This is a genomic window from Paenibacillus sp. G34, from assembly GCF_056856875.1.
Genome location: NZ_CM166469.1, coordinates 4,728,517 through 4,745,483, shown reverse-complemented (window position 1 = coordinate 4,745,483; position 16,967 = coordinate 4,728,517). Strand labels below are relative to the sequence as shown.

At 44.8% G+C, this 16,967-nt stretch carries 15 protein-coding genes; 12 read left to right on the top strand and 3 right to left on the bottom strand.

The window, feature by feature from the left end; genetic code table 11:
• Nucleotides 1–16 precede the first annotated feature (16 nt).
• The 7 genes from AC1VYS_RS21530 (at nt 17) to AC1VYS_RS21500 (ending at nt 7,867) form a co-directional block, all read left to right on the top strand.
• On the top strand, nt 17–1,570 hold the full coding sequence (locus AC1VYS_RS21530; protein ID WP_482911402.1) for a response regulator transcription factor: 1,554 nt from the start codon (nt 17–19) through the stop codon (nt 1,568–1,570).
• 142 nt (nt 1,571–1,712) lie between these two features.
• A complete protein-coding gene (locus AC1VYS_RS21525) occupies nt 1,713–3,371 on the top strand; it encodes an ABC transporter substrate-binding protein (RefSeq protein WP_482911401.1) in 1,659 nt (552 codons plus the stop codon).
• A 119-nt stretch (nt 3,372–3,490) separates the two neighbouring features.
• Nucleotides 3,491–4,456: an ABC transporter permease gene (locus tag AC1VYS_RS21520; RefSeq protein WP_464677966.1), complete on the top strand. Its 966-nt coding sequence runs from the start codon at nt 3,491–3,493 to the stop codon at nt 4,454–4,456.
• 13 nt (nt 4,457–4,469) lie between these two features.
• Nucleotides 4,470–5,372, top strand: coding sequence for a carbohydrate ABC transporter permease (locus tag AC1VYS_RS21515; RefSeq protein ID WP_090915344.1), 903 nt, complete (start codon nt 4,470–4,472; stop codon nt 5,370–5,372).
• Between the two features lie 553 nt (nt 5,373–5,925).
• Nucleotides 5,926–6,291 carry a hypothetical protein gene (locus tag AC1VYS_RS21510; RefSeq protein WP_482911400.1) on the top strand — a complete coding sequence of 122 codons (366 nt, stop codon included), beginning with the start codon at nt 5,926–5,928 and terminating at the stop codon, nt 6,289–6,291.
• A 275-nt stretch (nt 6,292–6,566) separates the two neighbouring features.
• A complete protein-coding gene (locus AC1VYS_RS21505; RefSeq protein ID WP_482911399.1) occupies nt 6,567–6,908 on the top strand; it encodes a hypothetical protein in 342 nt (113 codons plus the stop codon).
• Nucleotides 6,909–7,048: 140 nt separating this feature from the next.
• The gene (locus AC1VYS_RS21500; RefSeq protein ID WP_090915340.1) at nt 7,049–7,867 is read left to right on the top strand and encodes a purine-nucleoside phosphorylase; all 819 of its coding nucleotides are present in this window, start codon (nt 7,049–7,051) and stop codon (nt 7,865–7,867) included.
• A gap of 217 nt (nt 7,868–8,084) precedes the next feature.
• Here AC1VYS_RS21500 and AC1VYS_RS21495 read toward each other — a convergent pair whose 3' ends face one another.
• The 3 genes from AC1VYS_RS21495 to AC1VYS_RS21485 all read right to left on the bottom strand — a co-directional run bounded on the left by AC1VYS_RS21495 (nt 8,085) and on the right by AC1VYS_RS21485 (nt 11,251).
• Complete coding sequence (locus AC1VYS_RS21495) at nt 8,085–9,320, bottom strand: MFS transporter (RefSeq protein ID WP_482911398.1); 1,236 nt, start codon at nt 9,318–9,320, stop codon at nt 8,085–8,087.
• Nucleotides 9,321–9,385: 65 nt separating this feature from the next.
• Complete coding sequence (locus tag AC1VYS_RS21490; protein WP_482911397.1) at nt 9,386–10,291, bottom strand: ArsR/SmtB family transcription factor; 906 nt, start codon at nt 10,289–10,291, stop codon at nt 9,386–9,388.
• A 258-nt stretch (nt 10,292–10,549) separates the two neighbouring features.
• Complete coding sequence (locus AC1VYS_RS21485; protein ID WP_482911396.1) at nt 10,550–11,251, bottom strand: DUF6199 family natural product biosynthesis protein; 702 nt, start codon at nt 11,249–11,251, stop codon at nt 10,550–10,552.
• Between the two features lie 144 nt (nt 11,252–11,395).
• Between AC1VYS_RS21485 and AC1VYS_RS21480 the strand changes: the two genes are divergently transcribed.
• The 5 genes from AC1VYS_RS21480 to pstA all read left to right on the top strand — a co-directional run bounded on the left by AC1VYS_RS21480 (nt 11,396) and on the right by pstA (nt 16,933).
• Entirely contained in the window at nt 11,396–12,223 is an 828-nt protein-coding gene (locus AC1VYS_RS21480; protein WP_482911395.1) for a sugar phosphate isomerase/epimerase family protein, read from the top strand.
• Nucleotides 12,224–12,553: 330 nt separating this feature from the next.
• The gene (locus tag AC1VYS_RS21475; protein WP_482911394.1) at nt 12,554–13,954 is read left to right on the top strand and encodes a stalk domain-containing protein; all 1,401 of its coding nucleotides are present in this window, start codon (nt 12,554–12,556) and stop codon (nt 13,952–13,954) included.
• 119 nt (nt 13,955–14,073) lie between these two features.
• Nucleotides 14,074–14,937, top strand: a complete 864-nt coding sequence (locus AC1VYS_RS21470; RefSeq protein WP_090915333.1) for a phosphate ABC transporter substrate-binding protein — start codon at nt 14,074–14,076, stop codon at nt 14,935–14,937.
• Between the two features lie 122 nt (nt 14,938–15,059).
• A complete protein-coding gene (gene pstC, locus AC1VYS_RS21465; RefSeq protein ID WP_482911393.1) occupies nt 15,060–16,028 on the top strand; it encodes a phosphate ABC transporter permease subunit PstC in 969 nt (322 codons plus the stop codon).
• The gene (gene pstA / locus AC1VYS_RS21460) at nt 16,025–16,933 is read left to right on the top strand and encodes a phosphate ABC transporter permease PstA (protein ID WP_464677963.1); all 909 of its coding nucleotides are present in this window, start codon (nt 16,025–16,027) and stop codon (nt 16,931–16,933) included. The genes pstC and pstA overlap by 4 nt, the downstream gene beginning before the upstream one ends.
• Nucleotides 16,934–16,967: the final 34 nt, after the last annotated feature.

Sequence of the window (16,967 nt, the reverse complement as noted above, 5' to 3'; positions counted from 1 at the left end):
AAAGGGGGACAGCAAGATGTATAAAGTACTATTGGTGGATGATGAGCCATTTGCGATTGAAGGCCTGCAGTTGTTAATTGATTGGCGAAAATTTGGGTTTGAAATTAACGGTGTGTGCACCAATGGAGAAGAGGCAGTCGAAGCGATCCGTATGAGTAAACCGGATCTCGTTGTCACGGATATTCACATGCCCGCGATGAACGGGCTGGAATTGATTGAAGAGGCACGCCGCCAGGGGCATGATTCCACAATTTTTGTCATTACAAGTGGATACAGCGATTTTAATTACGCGAGGCAGGCTATTCGTCTTGGCGTCAGCAATTACTTAACCAAACCTGTGGATACGATGGAAGCGGACGATATGCTGGAGCGACTGGCGCAGGAGTTGAAGGAAAAGCAAGAGCGCGAAGTTGTTCGTGAACAGGCCAAAGTACAGGAAACCCGGCATGTTTTGGCTACACTGGTTACCGGACAGGAAGTTGAGGATGCAGAACAGATGGCCCACGATATCGCTCATCTGTATGAACAAGCTCAGAGGTGGACGTACGTGAAGGTCAGATTTCAGCGTGTTGATTCTGGTCAGATTCGTTCGATGATTCATGAGACTGTGAGTCGTGAACCGTGCTGTTATGTAGTGGAAATTGAACAGGATACCTGTGGCATTGTATGGGGTGAAGCATCTTCAGGGCTAGAAACATGGCAAGGTAGAGGTCATCGGGATTTTGCGGAAAGATTGTTGTCTGACTTAAATGAAATTGTTCCAGACGGAGTTCAGTTTGCCGTAGGTTTGCCTGTGCAGCAACCGGAAGCCTTATCTCTTTCCAGAAGTATGGCTATCGAGACGGAGCGTTTTTTGTTTCTGCACCAGGGGAATTTACTGTTCGCCGAAGATATCCAGGAACAACGTCTAAGGTTTAATCCCGAATCTCTCCGTGAAGTGGATCTCATTATGGAGCATCTGGAGAACGGTTCGCCAGAACAGTTAAGTCTGTCGATTAGAGAAGCATTCCATCAATTTGTAATGAACAAGACTGCACCTGAATTTGTACAAATATTCATGACCCAGATTTTATTCCGTGGTTTTTCTCTATGCAAGGAGCTTGGAGGAGAAACGAAGGATCTGTTGCTGGATACAGCCTTTCATTCCGATGACCGGTATCACTGGAACATCGAAAAATCGGCAAGTATGTTGGAAGATTTTTGCCTGAAGTGTCAAGCTGTGGCATCATCTCTTCGTCAAAAACAGCTCGGCGGAACACAGGCGATGGTAGCTGAGTATTTGCAAGAGCATTTTAGAGAGACCTTTACCATTAAGGAGCTGGCCGAACGTTTCTTCATGCATCCTGTGCATCTGGGCCAATCTTTTATGCGCAAATACGGCAAGGGTGTCCTCGATATGGTACATGATCTTAGGATAGAGGAAGCGATGAGACTACTTAGAGATTCCAACGATGCTTCATGTGCGATTGCAGAGCAGGTTGGTTATAAGAGCTACCAGCATTTTCTAAAACAATTTGAGCGGAGAACAGGGCTGAAGCCGGCTGAGTATCGCCTTAAGCATGCTAAGTAGAGCACACATAAGGAGGTTTGATCCGGTTCAAGACCTCCTGCAATTAAGGGGGGGAGATGCTTAAATCTGTTTATTTTGAAACCGCATACATTTCCTCATAATGAAATCAGTAAGGCAAACCACTTCCAAGGAGGCGCAATACATGGGGGGATTGAAGAAAAAGAAACTTTGGGGTTCCGTTTCTCTTGTTCTGGCACTAACTCTGGCACTGGCAGGATGCAGTGGAGAAGAGGCCAAAACGACGACACCCGATGGTAAGGAAGTATTAAACATCTCGGCATTTATCGGTACACCAAATCAGGCACCGGCAGCGGATAACCGCATCTACAAAAAGATTGAAGATGAGCTGGGTGTCAAACTAAACATGGAGTTTCTGGTCGGTGACTTGCAACAGAAGCTGGGTGTTATGGTTGCGGGTGGAGAATACCCGGATCTGATTACTGCAGATACCAAACTGGTTGCGGCTGGTGCGGTTATTCCACTGGAGGATCTGATTGAGAAGCATGCACCGAACCTCAAAAAGCATTATGCAAAAGATTGGGAACGAATGAAAGATTCCAGTGATGGACATATCTACTGGTTGCCAAACTATGGCGTATACACAGGTGAGTTCATCAGTAACTACTATTCCGGTCCTGCGTTCTGGATTCAAAAACAGGTACTGAAAGAAGCCGGATATCCAACACCGAAAACACTTGATGAGTATATGAAACTGATTCGTGATTATACTGCGAAACATCCAACAACAGCGGATGGACAGCCAACGATTGGTTTCACAACTTTGGCTTCCGACTGGAGAACCTTCCCACTGCTCAATCCGCCAGAGCATTTGACAGGTCATCCAAATGATGGCGGGGTTGTTGTTGATGATAAGGGCGTTGCAAGCGTATTCGCGGATAAAGACATTTCTAAACGATATTATAAAGAGCTGAACAGTCTCTATAATGAAGGACTGCTTGATAAAGAAGCCTTCGTTCAGAACTATGACCAGTATTTGGCTAAAATCTCTTCTGGACGCGTTGTCGGTATGTTTGACCAGCACTGGAACTTCCAGCAAGGTGAAGATCCGCTCGTAGCTCAGAATAAAATTGGGGAAACGTATGTTGGCTTCCCGCTTGTATATGACACAAGTATCAAGGATCACTACCTGGATCGTCCGGTTATCAACTTGAACAACGGTTTTGGTATTAGTAAAGATGCTAAAGACGCTGTTGCAATCTTGGAATTCCTCGATAAGTTGATGGATGAAAAGTATCAAAAGTTGCTGTCCTGGGGTGAAGAAGGCGTAGACTATATGGTCAACGATGAAGGAAGATTCTATCGTACGCCTGAACAACGTCTTCAACAGGAAGACCCGGCATGGAAACTGGCTAACAAAGCAGAAGGCTTCTACGGTGCAGCACCGAAAATGGAAGGTACTTTCTCGGATGGCAACGCGATTGGTGCAACCAATCAGCCTGAAGAATTCTATGATGGCTTGAAAAAAGAGGATAAAGAATTGCTGGATGCATACGGTTTCAAAACATGGAGTGATTTCTTCTCTCCTGCACCTGAAAACCCAGTGTATTATCCAGCGTGGCAAGTGGACTTGAAAGAAGGTTCAGATGCTTCGGTAGCCAACAAACAAATGACCGATACATCGCTGAAGTACTTGCCTAGAGCGATCATGTCCAATTCAGATCAATTTGATTCGATCTGGAGCGAGTATGTGGACGCTTACAAGAAAATCAACGTGAAAGCGTATGAAGACCGAATCAATGAGCAATTACAATGGCGGATTCAGAACTGGACCGTGAAATAAATAAAAGCGGTTGTTGGATTGGCTCGGAAGGTGTCAGGTGCATGGATGTAAATCATGCCCTGTGCCTTCCGAGCAATTCATCCCTAAAATCCGCTGTACGTTGATAGGAGGAGTGAAAGATGGCGAATACGCCGGGAGCCATACAGGAAAAATCTGCTCCAACCGTTGTGACCAAGACGCCTCTGATGAAGCGCCTGCGCAGTCAAAAACAACTGATGTTTATGTCTCTGCCCATCGTCGCTTATATTTTGGTTTTCTCGTATTATCCGATCTGGGGCTGGGTTATGGCGTTCCAGAATTACAGTCCAGCGAAGAAATTCTCGCAACAGGAGTGGGTCGGACTTAAGCACTTCAAGTTTCTGCTTACGGACGACGCGTTTCTGAACGTGCTTCGCAATACGATCGCGATGAGTTTAATTAACATGATTCTTGGCTTCGTGACAGCCATTGTTTTTGCGATTTTGCTGAATGAAATTAAACACAAGCTGTACAAGCGCACGATTCAAACGATCTCATATCTGCCTCACTTCCTGTCATGGATCATCGTTACGGGCATTGTAGCGAGTTCCTTATCGGTTGATGGCGGGATTGTGAACGTGGTGCTGATGAAGCTGGGATTCATTAATGAACCCATCATGTGGCTCAGCGTTCCAGAGTATTTCTGGGGGATTGTTGGTGCATCACACGTATGGAAAGAAGTCGGCTGGAATGCAATTATCTATCTGGCAGCGATCACTTCCATTGACCCTTCACTTTATGAAGCGGCTGAGATTGATGGAGCTAACCGGTATAAAAAAATGTTGTATGTTACGTTGCCGGGCATCAAGTCCATCGTCATTATCTTGTTGATTATGAACATGGGATGGATTCTGGAAGCCGGATTCGAAGTACAGTACTTGCTTGGAAATGGTGTAGTTGTTGACTGGTCTCAGACCATTGATATCTTTGTCTTGAAATACGGGCTACAGATCGGTAACTATTCACTAGCTACCGCAGCGGGTATATTCAAAACGGTCGTCAGTATCACCCTGATATTTGCAGCTAACTCAATATCCAAACGATTCGGCGAAGACCGATTAATATGAGGAGGACACATCGATGGGAATAAACAAATCTCGAGTTGAGCCGATTGTCTTCCACACATTTAACGGCTTGCTGATGATCTTTATTGCAGTAGTGACCTTATATCCATTTTTGAACACACTGGCTATTTCTTTTAATGCGGGTAACGATACGATTCGGGGCGGAATCTATCTGTTGCCGAGGGAGTGGACTACCCAAAACTACAAAGCTGTATTTGCGGGTGGAACCATATTCGCGGCTTTTGGGGTCTCGGTTGCCAGAACTGTACTAGGTACTGTTCTCAGCTTGTTCCTCACTTCCATGCTGGCATATACGCTGAGCCGCAAAGACTATATTCTGCGCAAACCGATTACGATTATCGTTGTATTGACGATGTATTTCAGTGCAGGTCTCATTCCAACGTACTTCCTGATCAAAGATTTGCACTTGCTTAACAACTTCTTGGTATACATCATTCCGGGTCTAATCAGTGCGTTTAATATGATCGTTATTCGGACGTATATCCAGACGTTGCCTGAAGGACTGATTGAGTCAGCCAAGATTGATGGTGCCGGTGATTTCAGAACATTTATGTCGATCATTTTACCGTTGTGTCAGCCTGTACTTGCAACTGTCGCGTTGTTCATTGCGGTAGGGCAATGGAACTCTTGGTTTGATACGTTCCTGTATGCTTCATCCAAGCAAAACCTGAGTACGTTGCAGTATGAGTTGATGAAACTGCTGTCTTCTTCTATGAACACCAACAGCAGCGCTGCGGTATCTAGCGGGGCAGATATGGGGCAAGCGCGTAACATGGTTACGCCGATATCGATCCGGGCAGCGATCACCATTGTTGCAGCATTGCCAATCCTGGTCGTGTATCCGTTCTTGCAGAAGTACTTTGTACACGGATTGCAACTGGGTAGTGTGAAGGAATAGTGAGAAGGAGCAAAAGTATAAATCAAAAAAAGAATGAAATCGGTCTAAATAATGACCGATTCCATTCTTTTTTTTGGTATAAAACTGTAACTTTTTGATTTTTGAGATGTTATTTATTATAGGCATCCGTCCCGTATACGGAAGAACCAGGCTTTGTTGATAATTCTTCAATATTTCAAGTTTTCTTAGTGGAAATTCGACTACTTCTTTTTGACATATCTAATGAACCAAAATACAAAGATCCAAGGCAAGATATATATCGTTATCCACTCAAATAGATTGATAAGCTCAATTACACTGAAGCCATTTTGAAATTTTTGATAACTTACTATCGATACAATAAATATAACTAAAATACAAATTGAAATTTTCAATGATTTGTTCAATATGATTGATCACTTCCTTTTTTTATGTGGAATATAATCTATTTTTAATTAATAATTACAATAAAGCATTTATTTGTCAACAATAAAACAACGCTCGCTTTCCTTATCGGAGGATCTGCATCATGCCGCGAACCAGTCTTACAGCATTGTATTACAAGGAGTGAAATATGAAGATTAAATTTTTTGCAGTTACTGTGCTTATCTTTATGCTTATGGGTTGCTCAAACAAGGTGATATCTTTTGATGGGGAGAGCAACAACTGGAAGGTGATGCTCACATATAAATCTGCAACAGATATGGCCGAATTCACCATACGATATATCGGTGACGAATATGAAGTGAAGGATGTACATTACCAGTTCAGCGGTCAGGAATTCGAAGCAAACGGATATGAGGAAAACCTGGGAAACCCGCAACGAGATATCAAACATGCTTCAGGCGCTAAGTTTCTAGATCTTGAGCAATTTCCTCTTTCGATTCATATTCAATGGAATGAAGATCAAGCCGAAACGTTATATCTTGAAGGATTATAAATCTAGTTCAAACGGAGTTGAGTCAGATGGAAAGCATCCGTAATTATGCGTTAACGTTTTTCGGGAATTTCGGGATGGCCTATTTTATTTTTGGAGAGGGAACCATGGGTAGGCCATTGCTATTCGCACTCCTTATGCTCATGCTGATAATGGGGATGGACTGGTACAAAAGCAGGGGGAATCATACGCTGAGTTAGCATATGTGTACTTTGGAGCCGATTCTGGCAGAGGATCGGCTGTTTGGTATACAATTTTAGAGGGGAGGTGCTGGATCATTGTCACGATTGCTTTCGCTTGACTCGTTCCGATGTTGGATGCAGCGGAAACAGGAACAACTGCAGGTGCTCCAGATCTCAACGGAAGAGAGAAAACAAAATCCTGAAATGGAGAGGGAGAGTACTTTCGATCCGTTCATTGCATATGTTCATGAATCGGAGAGAGCAATTGGGCAAGTCACGATATGGGCTTCTGGGCAGATGGAATTTGAGGTAATTAACTTCGACACAGAAGAACGTTTATTGTGGACGTATGTTGAGCAGATTGAAGAGCAAGACGCAAATTTCGAAACGATGTTGGAACCTTACTTTGGCGCACTACAGTCCGGGGTTAAGACTTAGAATAGCTTATGGCAACCTTATATTGAAGTGAGAATGGGGACTGCCATTTACATTAGAGCCGTTGTTCATTACACTTGATAAGTAACGCTTATAAATAGGGTATATGTAATATCAATTCAGATTATCAGGAGGACGTTATTATGCATCAATCAGCACACATTCAGGAAGCACGCGATTACATATTAAACCGGATCAACTCCAAGCCAGTGGTAGGTATGATTCTGGGTTCAGGACTGGGAGCACTTGCGGACGAGATTGAGAATGCAACAGTGATCCCTTATACAGAGATTCCATATTTTGCCCAATCCGAAGCCATCGGACACGCTAATGAATTGGTGATTGGAGAATTAATGGGGAAGACTGTTGTAGCCATGAAAGGCCGCCTTCACTACTATGAAGGTTTTACCCTAGATGAAGTAACATTCCCGGTTCGTATTATGAAGGCACTGGGCGTTGAACAACTGATCGTCACTAACGCTTGTGGTGCGGTCAACACCGGTTTTGAACCAGGCCAGCTCATGCTGATTACGGATCATATTAATCTGGTTGGCAACAACCCGCTGATTGGACCAAACAATGCTGATCTGGGCGTGCGCTTCCCGGATGTGTCTCAAGTATACAACCGTGAATTGCGCAGTGTCGCTCTCCAGGTTGCGGAAGAGCAAAATGTAAGCCTGCAACAAGGGGTATACGCTTGGTGGAGTGGCCCAGCTTATGAAACACCTGCTGAGATTCGCATGATTCGTACGATGGGTGCGGACGCTGTAGGGATGTCTACTGTACCAGAAGCGATTGTTGCCATTCATGGCGGCATGAAGGTGCTCGGTATTTCCTGTCTGACAAACATGGCATGTGGTATTCTGGATCAACCGCTCAGCCATGACGAAGTTATTGAGGTAGCCGCGAAAGTGAAAACAACGTTTATCGGCTTGGTTAAAGGCATTTTGCAAAAAATGTAACATTGCATCGCACTATACTAGTAGTACCCATTCGCAGGCATTGTCTCATCAGAAACTTCTGGTGGGGCAATGTTTTTTTTGCAGAGAAGAGGCTGATGCAAGAATGTGTTCCTGCATCAGCTTGTGTGACTTATAACTTATAAGTGGAAATATAATTATATGAAGATATGTATAACTTAGCCCATCCATAGCTGTCATACGACCTGCTTTATTTAATTCAAGAGAATGACTCTTCTTTCTTGAGTTTTGATAAATCTCCATCCAAAAATTTCAGACTCGGCAGAAAGGCTGCGGCTATGGAGCACAATATAGGAAGCAATCCAATCGTTAGGAATAGTACGGGCATTCCGAATCTCTCAGCTAGTGCTGCACCTGCAAAAGCCCCCACAGGCTGTAACCCCCCGCCGATCAAGAAACGAATTGAATTGACTCTACCTTGGAGCGAGACAGGTACAAGCGTGCCATGAAGTGAGGAACTAAGCACACCAAAAAAAGGACCTGCTGCCCCAGAGATACATAAAATAAGGAGTGCAAATGGATAACTGGGAAATGCTCCGAGTAAAACGTAGCTGAGCCCGATCGTAGCTAAACTGCAAAGCATAACAACTCTTCTCTTCTTAAACTCACCTAGCTTGGATATGATCAGCAGCCCGCCGAGGGTACCGAATGCAGAGGCTGAGGTCAAGGTACCCATAGTCGCAGCATTTTGATGTAACACTTCACGCACAAAAGGAATCATCATCGTCCAGACAGCTATAGAAGACATATTACTTATGGAAACCATGAGCATGATGGTTAACATTGCGGGGAACTTTCGATAGAAGGAGAAAGCTTCGCCAATATCTTGAATATATTCTTTGAATGAAAATGTAACGTTAGAAATGGATTGTTGATGGATCGTAGGCATATAGAGCAATGCAGTTAATGCTAAAAGGTAACATGCAGCATTGACGCCCAATGTGGGCAAGGAACCGGCAAGTGCGATCAGAGCTCCAGCCAAAGCAGGGCCAATCAAGGCAGAGGCATTACGAGCACCATCGATTACAGCGAATGAGCGTATCAATTGATGCTTGTCTACTACACCAGGAATCACGGCCATGGCTGTTGGCATGAACAGTGCGGAACAAGCACCGCTGAATGCTGCTGCCATAAAGAGATGCCAGATGTGCAGATGGCCAGCAATACTCATGCTCAATGGGATTAGAAGAGCCGCTAGCCTAATGACTACAAGCCCGGTCATGAATTTTCCTCGGCTCAGTCGATCGGATAGTGGTGATCCAAGCAAGCGGAATAAGACTTCAGAAATACTAAAACATAGTGCCATAGCACCCATGGCCAGTTTGGAAGCTGTTAATTCATACACAATCCATTCCATAGCCAATAGACCAAAAACATCGCCGAAGGAACTTAGAGTAACGGTGGCTAATAAATAGTAGTAACTTCGCTTCAGCATGGAAACTCCTCCGTAGATGTCAAATAGGACTTAGTAAATACGAAACAAAATGTAATGGAGAGTTCTTAGCTGTTAATATAGTGGTTGATCTGCTGAGGGAGTTTATTCAAGGCCTCCGACCGCAAGCTATATTCCGTATTTTTGTGATTATAGTGAACAAGAACTAGACCAGCAGCTCGCAGAAAAATCAGATGATAGTGTATTGTACTCTTTGAGAGCTTGACCTCACGGACGATCTCGGAAAAAGATAACTGCTTACCCGTAAGCAGACGTAGAATAACTAATCGCGTTTCATCGGACAAGGCTCTTGTAAGACGAAGCAATTTAGGATCGGGCCGTCCCGGTTCTGTCGGCATGATGTCACAAGCGTAATTCGTGAAAATGACCTCATCCAAGAGGGTTGACGTGACAAAAGGACGAGCATGGTATTGGGGAATTAGAATTACCCTTTTCAACTTAGAGGTGGGATAAATGCGCATGCCTTGAGTTGCATCTTCATAAACCTCTTTGTCATTAGTGCCATCAAGGAGAGCACGTCTTTCCTCTGCCTCGCGAATGAGTTCATCTATGATGACTGAGTTGACTTGACTAAAATACTGGTTATTCCATTCTCTTAATACCTCTAAAGTTTGGTTACGCAGTGATGATAAATTAGAGGGCACAGACATGTGAAACTGGGATGCAATGTCGAATAACTCTCCTGTTGAAAGGCTCTCAAGCCAATCCATAAATCCATTCACCGATCGTTCGCCAGGACAAGTCCAAATGTAAGGAGCAAGAGTAAAGTTGTCTGTCGCTTTCATCATATCGCGCATCAGTTGAAGCTTGGCTGGAGTGAAACGGTTCTGGACTTCACGTATCCAAGACTTTCCCGCGTCTAGGGCGTTATGATTTTGTTTGTTCGTAAAAGCAATCAAGCTGTTTACGCACTCGTACATCGGAGAGAAATCAACTTCAACTTTGTAATCCATAAATGTAGAACCTCCTATTTGTTCTATGTTTATAGAACTAATTGTTTTTAATATTAAGTGATCCAGCGTTTTTTTTCAACTGCTAACCGATTTGAATGTTATGCCCCTGTTCTTGTACAACCGAAATTGTTATGGGTGGATACATAACAAACACGAATAGACCTATTCATTGAATCCATGAATGGGTCTATTCGTGTTTGTCATTTTTGTTGAGTTAATGCACAATGTAGAGTCATTGTTTATGTTGTATTACCATGGTTAGAATGCCTGAAATACGGTCCAGATGGCGACGAGCATGCACAGGACGCCTCCTATTTTGCACATAACATAATAAAAGTCACTAGGTTCGGGATTATTCACCCATACCCATTGGAAGGAAATCCAGAAAAGAAACCGCTGGAATGGTTCGTAATAAAACGTGCACCACCCGTAAATGAATACGGCAATGGCGAGGAATAAAAAAGCAGGCATACCTGGTTTCTCGTGGTACTCTGGGAAGGCAGCCGTTACGAGCATAGCCGGTGTATATTGTTCCTCACCCTCTGCAATTACGCGTTCCCCGTTTAGAACGTCACTTTGCGGAGGAGCCATATTTCCATCCTCATCATAACTCAATAAAGTACCGTGTTGTTGCTCGACCTCATATTTGTTTCCTTGAGGGTAAAATACATTATATGTTGCAATAGGTGTGGAAGCGGTTTGAGTAACCGTATAATTCTGCTCGTCAATCGTTACGATACGTTTGCTTTTTTCGACTTGTACCTGAATGGGGTCTGCATCTTGGCCTCGATAGGTGATCCTTGTGCCATCCTCATGGTCTGAAACATATTTATGTTGATCGATATAGAATACAGGCTGTGTAAAATAAGATTTCGAACTGATCCCGACAATGATAGATAGAATTGTAATACAAGCAAGCATAATGAGGGTAGGCCCATGTTTTTTAAATAGAGAATTCACAGATGAATAACCAATCCTTTCCTGTAAATGAGTATTCTTTTACATACGCAAGGTTTGGTGAAGGGTTGCGTTTGTTCTGTTGGCGAGTAAGCATTTCGTATACAATGGAATGAGCATCTAAAAGGAATGACAGGAGGCGAAGGGATGATTAAGGGATTGACCAAGGCAGGGCTTGGCAAGCTGGAATCCGATGAACAATATATCACGTATGCTGCCAGGTATGGTTTTGGGGCAGTTGATTTGAATCCGCTCTCATTCGTACAGACGTATGGCATAGGACAAGCACAGCATCTGCTGCAAAGCAATCAAGTTATTATTGGCTCAGCGGATTTTCTAGTGGAATGGCGTTCAGACGATGAACAGTTCCGAGAGGGGCTACCGAACCTGGTAGCAATGGCCGAAGCATCTGCCGCACTGAACGTAGACAAATGTTGTACCTACATTCTCCCCTCTACCGATCAGCCTGCAGCGCCATTTATGACTGTAGCGACCAAACGACTAAGACTTTGTGCTGATATTTTGGATGCTTATGGTATCCGGCTCGGATTAGAGTTTGTGGGATGTCATCACTTGCGTACGCAATGGAAGAATCCGTTTCTTTGGCGTGTAGAGGATACATTGGACTGGATCGATACCATTCACGCACCCAATGTGGGTCTGCTCGTCGATTCGTATCACTGGCACACGAATGGGATGGAGATGAACGAACTCCTGAAGTTAAAGCGGGAGCAGGTGGTTCATGTGCACATCAATGATGCTTATGACCTGCCTATTGAGGAATTGAAGGACGGAGAACGGCTTTATCCGGGAGAAGGTATCATTCATCTAACAGGTTTTCTGAAAAATCTGCAGGCCATCGGTTATACCGATGTTGTGGCTCAGGAAGTGCTGGCACCTGCATCCGAACTGGATGTGGAGACACGGTTTGCCAAGTCAAAGGCAGGCTACGATCGGGTGTTTGGTTCCCTTTAAAAAAATACGATAACCTTTGACCCATGCAATTCGTATGGGTTATTTGTTGTTGCAATCACGGGGCCAGACGAATTGTAATGAAAATTTTACAATATGAATGTGTTTATATGAAAACATTGACAATACGTTAACAATTCCAAGATTTCCCGTTTACAAATCCCTCCTATAATTACAAACGTGATAGGTCATTTTTACTATGAACGTGGATAGTTTGGGGGGATGAGGCGAACTAGCTCTCATATAGACGATACATGCAAGCATACCAAGCAGGGCACAGCAATACCAGGCAAGATTATATGGAGAAAAGAAGGGTGACAAAAGCCAATGTCAATGAAGAAGACGTTAGTAGTGTCCATGGTAGCCACAATATTAACAACCTCTGTGGTTCACGCAGTATCGGCTGCTCCTGCAACAAAATCTGTAGCTAGTACGAGTGCAGCTCAGGTGAAAAACTCCACATTTACCATAAACGGTAACAGTGTCATTGTACGTTCCATTGTAAAAAATGGAGAAACGTTGGTTGCCGTTCGCGATGTAATCCAAGCGATCGGTGCACAAGCTGAAATTGCAAACGGAGCGACGGTGATTCAATTGAATGGTCACACAGTCAGCTTGCAGAACAAGTCCAAGCAGCTTGTCGTGGACGGAGCTAAGGTGAATCTGAACCAGCCCGTTACGATCATTGGAGGAGCGAGTTATGTTGCGCTTCGTCCACTGGTGACTGGCGTAGGTGGAACCGTTGGTTTGAAAAACGGTCAGCTTGAAGTCAGCACGATTGCTCTGATTGAAGGTACAGAGAACCCGCGCTTTGCCGGAGCAAATGAGCTAATTGTCTCCAAAAATGACGATGAGGGCAGAAGTGATTATCTCATCCATACGGCTACTGGAAAATATGAGCTGTTGTTAAAGACTGAAGGTGGTTCTGACCTCGTCGTGTCTCCGAGCGGTAATCAAGCAGCCTATACGAATGCAGAAGGAGCCGTATACGTTATCGATCTGAAAACGAAGGCTTCGAAGCTCATTACGGATGATACAAGCATCAAACCGGAACTGGTCTGGTCTGCGGATGAGAGTTCGATCTATTTCCTGCAAGGAGATAAAGGATCGGTGATCGCAAACTTGAATCTGGCAGACGGCACCATTAAGAAACTGGTGGAAGATAAAGTCGATTACAAAGAAAACTTGAATGTGTCACTGAGTGGCAAACGATTCGTCTATACCGTAACCACACTCGGTAAAGTAACAGCGGATTCGACGAATGTAGACGAAGACAATGTGGATATTGATTTTTCGGCAAATCAACAGCAATTATTTTCGTATAACAACGGTGATGGAAAACCTGAAGCTACGAAGTTAACCACTTCAACGGATGATAAAGTATTTATCTATTCTGCAGATGGTCAGAAAGCTTACTACGTAAGTGTACCTTCTGAAGATGGCAATGCTTCACTGATGTCTGTAGATGCATCCCAGAAACCAGTTACGGTGTATAGCGAACACGATGTAGAACAAGCGGTTTTGTCAGGTGGTATATTGTATGTGCTTGCTGCGCAGGACGACAAAAATAGCGTGATTCTGTCCATCGATACGGTGACTGGTCAACAATCCAAGCTCTACACGGTATCCTCTGACGTATCATCCATTGTTGTGAAGGGTTCACAGATTGCTGTCGTTGAGAACGGACGAGTGCTGGTGCAAGCAGATGGCAGCTGGAAAGCTGTAACGAAGTAAGAATCTGTAGTAAAAACAGAAGCTCCTAATTGAATGAAGTTGATCGAAAAAATGATATCCCAATATGAAATGTAGTGAAAATTAAAATTTAACGTTAAATTCGAGAGGAGCTTTTTACAATGAAAAAATGGATTAAACCTTTCACAGCCATGCTGATGGCTGTATCCCTGGTTGGTGGACTTGGTGGTGCAATGACAGCATCGGCTGCCAAAAGCACAGAGAAAGGCAAAATTGTTATCAATGGATCTTCTGCATTGCTCCCATTGACGCTTCAAGCTGCAAGTGAGTTCAAGAAAGACAATCCAAAAGTTAAAATCTCGGCATCGGCCGCGGGTTCCGTTACAGGCCCACAATCCGTTCGTAAAGGCATTGCAGATATCGGTGCGGTAGACTGGGATGCATCCAAGGATGTTCCTGGCTTCAAAAAGTTCGACGGACAGGTTGCTCATCCGGTAGCTGTAACCGTGTTTACAGCGGTAGTAAATACAAACGTGGGTGTAACGAGTCTGACTACAAAACAATTGCAAGACATCTTCTCCGGCAAAGTAACCAACTGGAAAGAAGTTGGCGGTTCAGACGGTAAAATCGTTGTGGTTAACCGTAAGTTCGGATCAGGTACACGCGTTAACTTCCAACAAAAAGCACTCGATGGTAAAGACTTCATGAGCAAAGGGGACAACTACAAGGAAGTAGGTTCCAGCGGTGACATGAAAACGACCATCGAAACGACACCTAACGCAATTGGTTATATCGACCTGCCGTACGTAACAAGCAAAATGAAAGCTGTATCCATTAATGGCGTAGCTCCAACAGAGAAAAACGTGCTGAACAAAACATACAAAGTATGGGGTATCGGATACTACATGACGAAAGGTCAACCAACGGGTGCAACGAAGGCATTCATCGAATACATCCAAAGCAACAAATTCCAGAACGGTTCCCTGAAAAAGCTGAAATTCATTCCGCTCGCAGCCGTTAAGTAAAACGTTCAGTCTGATCTGAATCAGACTTCAACATCCTGCACCTGCATTTCATAAGAAAGGGATAGCCAGCTTCCGCGCGTGGTCGCCAAGCTGGCTTCTCTATGTGAAAGGAAGAGTCCTCTATGATGGAAATGAATCCACCGGCGAACAGCCCGGCTCCGAATGAGCTGGGTTCAAGCCTTGGCAAAGCGCCCGGGAAGAGACGACGTTTTGACCGCAAAGCACGCCTCCGGTGGTCTAACCGCATGTTTCGCATCCTCTGTATTGGCAGTGCGGCCTTTGTCTGCCTCGTTCTGCTCTGTATTCTGGTGCTTATGCTTCGCACAGGTGTCCTCACTTTTGCAGACGTCTCGCTGAAGGAGTTCTTTTTCTCCACGAACTGGGACCCGGAAAATGAGCACTATGGTGCGCTGACCTTTATTCTGGGTACGTTTGCTCTCACCGGACTTACGATGCTGATGGCGATTCCTCTATCCGTCATCATTGCTGTATTTCTGGCGGAAATGACACCAAAATGGCTTCGTCGCCTGTTGCGTCCGGTGCTGGATCTGCTGGTGGGTATCCCGTCCGTCGTATACGGTTATCTTGGTTTGACGGTATTGATCCCATGGCTTAGAGACTTGAGTGGACGTGATCTGGCAGATGGTCTGCTTGCGGCGTCTATCGTGCTCACCATTATGGTGCTGCCGACGATTAGCCGAATTAGTGATGATGCCATCTCCGCCGTGCCGAACAAATACCGGGATGCGGCGTATGCACTCGGTACGAATCGGTTTCAAACGATTACTCGTGTTGTACTTCCTGCGGCAAGAGGTGGCATTATGTATGCAGTTATTCTGGGCATGACACGTGCCATTGGTGAGACGATGGCTGTGGTGATGGTTATTGGGAATACGGCGCAGTTGCCGACGAGTTTATTCACACCAACTGCCGTGCTGACCAGTAACATTGTGATGCAAATCTCCAGTGTAGAATTCGATTCGATCTGGAATCATGGCTTATACATGATGGGCTTTATTTTGCTGGCGATCTCCATTCTGATGATCGTTGCCGTGAGAATGCTGCAGAAGAAAGGGGGACGTCATCTGTGAGTGTGAAAAGAGAGGTTAATCCGGCTACCGCGTATTCTTTTGGCAAACGGCGAGCGTCCTCGGCATGGATGGATCGGCTGTTTACAGGTACGGTGTGGGGCGTAGGTATTATCGTCATTTTATTTATTGTGGGATTGTTGTTCCTGTTGTTGCAAAAAGGGTTGCCGATGCTCAGCTGGGATTTCCTGTACGGTGTACCGAGTGAGATTGAAGAAGGCGGAGGCATTGGCCCGGCACTATTCAACTCTTTTTACGTACTGATTCTGTCTCTTCTCATCTCGATTCCGATCGGGCTTGCAGCAGGTATATACCTTGCTGAATTTGCACCAAACAACAAACTGATTGAGGTTGTGCGCATATGCGTGGAAGGGCTGTCGTCCGTGCCATCGATTATTTTTGGTTTGTTTGGGATTGCACTGTTCGTCGAGTATTTCGAGATCGGTCTGACGATTCTTGGCGCTGCGGTCAGTCTTGCCTTCCTGAACTTGCCTGTATTGACACGGGTAACAGAGGAAGCTGTTCGAGCGGTACCAACCGAGCTTCGTAACGGTTCGTTTGCACTGGGTGCAACGCATCTGCAGACGATTCGGCAGGTCGTACTTCCGGTTGCGCTGAACGGAATCATGACAGGCATCTGTCTGACCGCAGGCCGTGCTTTTGGGGAAAGTGCCGTTATTATTCTGACCGCGGGTGTATCCACGTCCGGCGAGATGTGGGATTTCAATCTGTTATCGCCAGGCGGAACGCTGGCGGTGCATCTGTGGTATATCCAGTCCGAAGCTATTGTGCCGGATGCGGAGCAGATTGCCCAGAAATCTACGGCGGTGCTGATCTTTGTCGTGCTGCTTATCAATATTTTGTTCCGTGTGCCGCTGTGGTTTAATTCGCGTAAAAATCAAATGTAACTTAAAGCCGAAATCTGTGTGGGCAAAACGGTAT

What these genes read in the sequence shown, in the direction of transcription:
- AC1VYS_RS21530 (WP_482911402.1), top strand. Translation starts at nt 17, where the DNA reads ATGTATAAAGTACTATTGGTGGATGATGAGCCATTTGCGATTGAAGGC.
- AC1VYS_RS21525 (WP_482911401.1), top strand. Translation starts at nt 1,713, where the DNA reads ATGGGGGGATTGAAGAAAAAGAAACTTTGGGGTTCCGTTTCTCTTGTT.
- AC1VYS_RS21520 (WP_464677966.1), top strand. Translation starts at nt 3,491, where the DNA reads ATGGCGAATACGCCGGGAGCCATACAGGAAAAATCTGCTCCAACCGTT.
- AC1VYS_RS21515 (WP_090915344.1), top strand. Translation starts at nt 4,470, where the DNA reads ATGGGAATAAACAAATCTCGAGTTGAGCCGATTGTCTTCCACACATTT.
- AC1VYS_RS21510 (WP_482911400.1), top strand. Translation starts at nt 5,926, where the DNA reads ATGAAGATTAAATTTTTTGCAGTTACTGTGCTTATCTTTATGCTTATG.
- AC1VYS_RS21500 (WP_090915340.1), top strand. Translation starts at nt 7,049, where the DNA reads ATGCATCAATCAGCACACATTCAGGAAGCACGCGATTACATATTAAAC.
- AC1VYS_RS21495 (WP_482911398.1), bottom strand. Translation starts at nt 9,320, where the DNA reads ATGCTGAAGCGAAGTTACTACTATTTATTAGCCACCGTTACTCTAAGT.
- AC1VYS_RS21490 (WP_482911397.1), bottom strand. Translation starts at nt 10,291, where the DNA reads ATGGATTACAAAGTTGAAGTTGATTTCTCTCCGATGTACGAGTGCGTA.
- AC1VYS_RS21480 (WP_482911395.1), top strand. Translation starts at nt 11,396, where the DNA reads ATGATTAAGGGATTGACCAAGGCAGGGCTTGGCAAGCTGGAATCCGAT.
- AC1VYS_RS21475 (WP_482911394.1), top strand. Translation starts at nt 12,554, where the DNA reads ATGAAGAAGACGTTAGTAGTGTCCATGGTAGCCACAATATTAACAACC.
- AC1VYS_RS21470 (WP_090915333.1), top strand. Translation starts at nt 14,074, where the DNA reads ATGAAAAAATGGATTAAACCTTTCACAGCCATGCTGATGGCTGTATCC.
- pstC (WP_482911393.1), top strand. Translation starts at nt 15,060, where the DNA reads ATGATGGAAATGAATCCACCGGCGAACAGCCCGGCTCCGAATGAGCTG.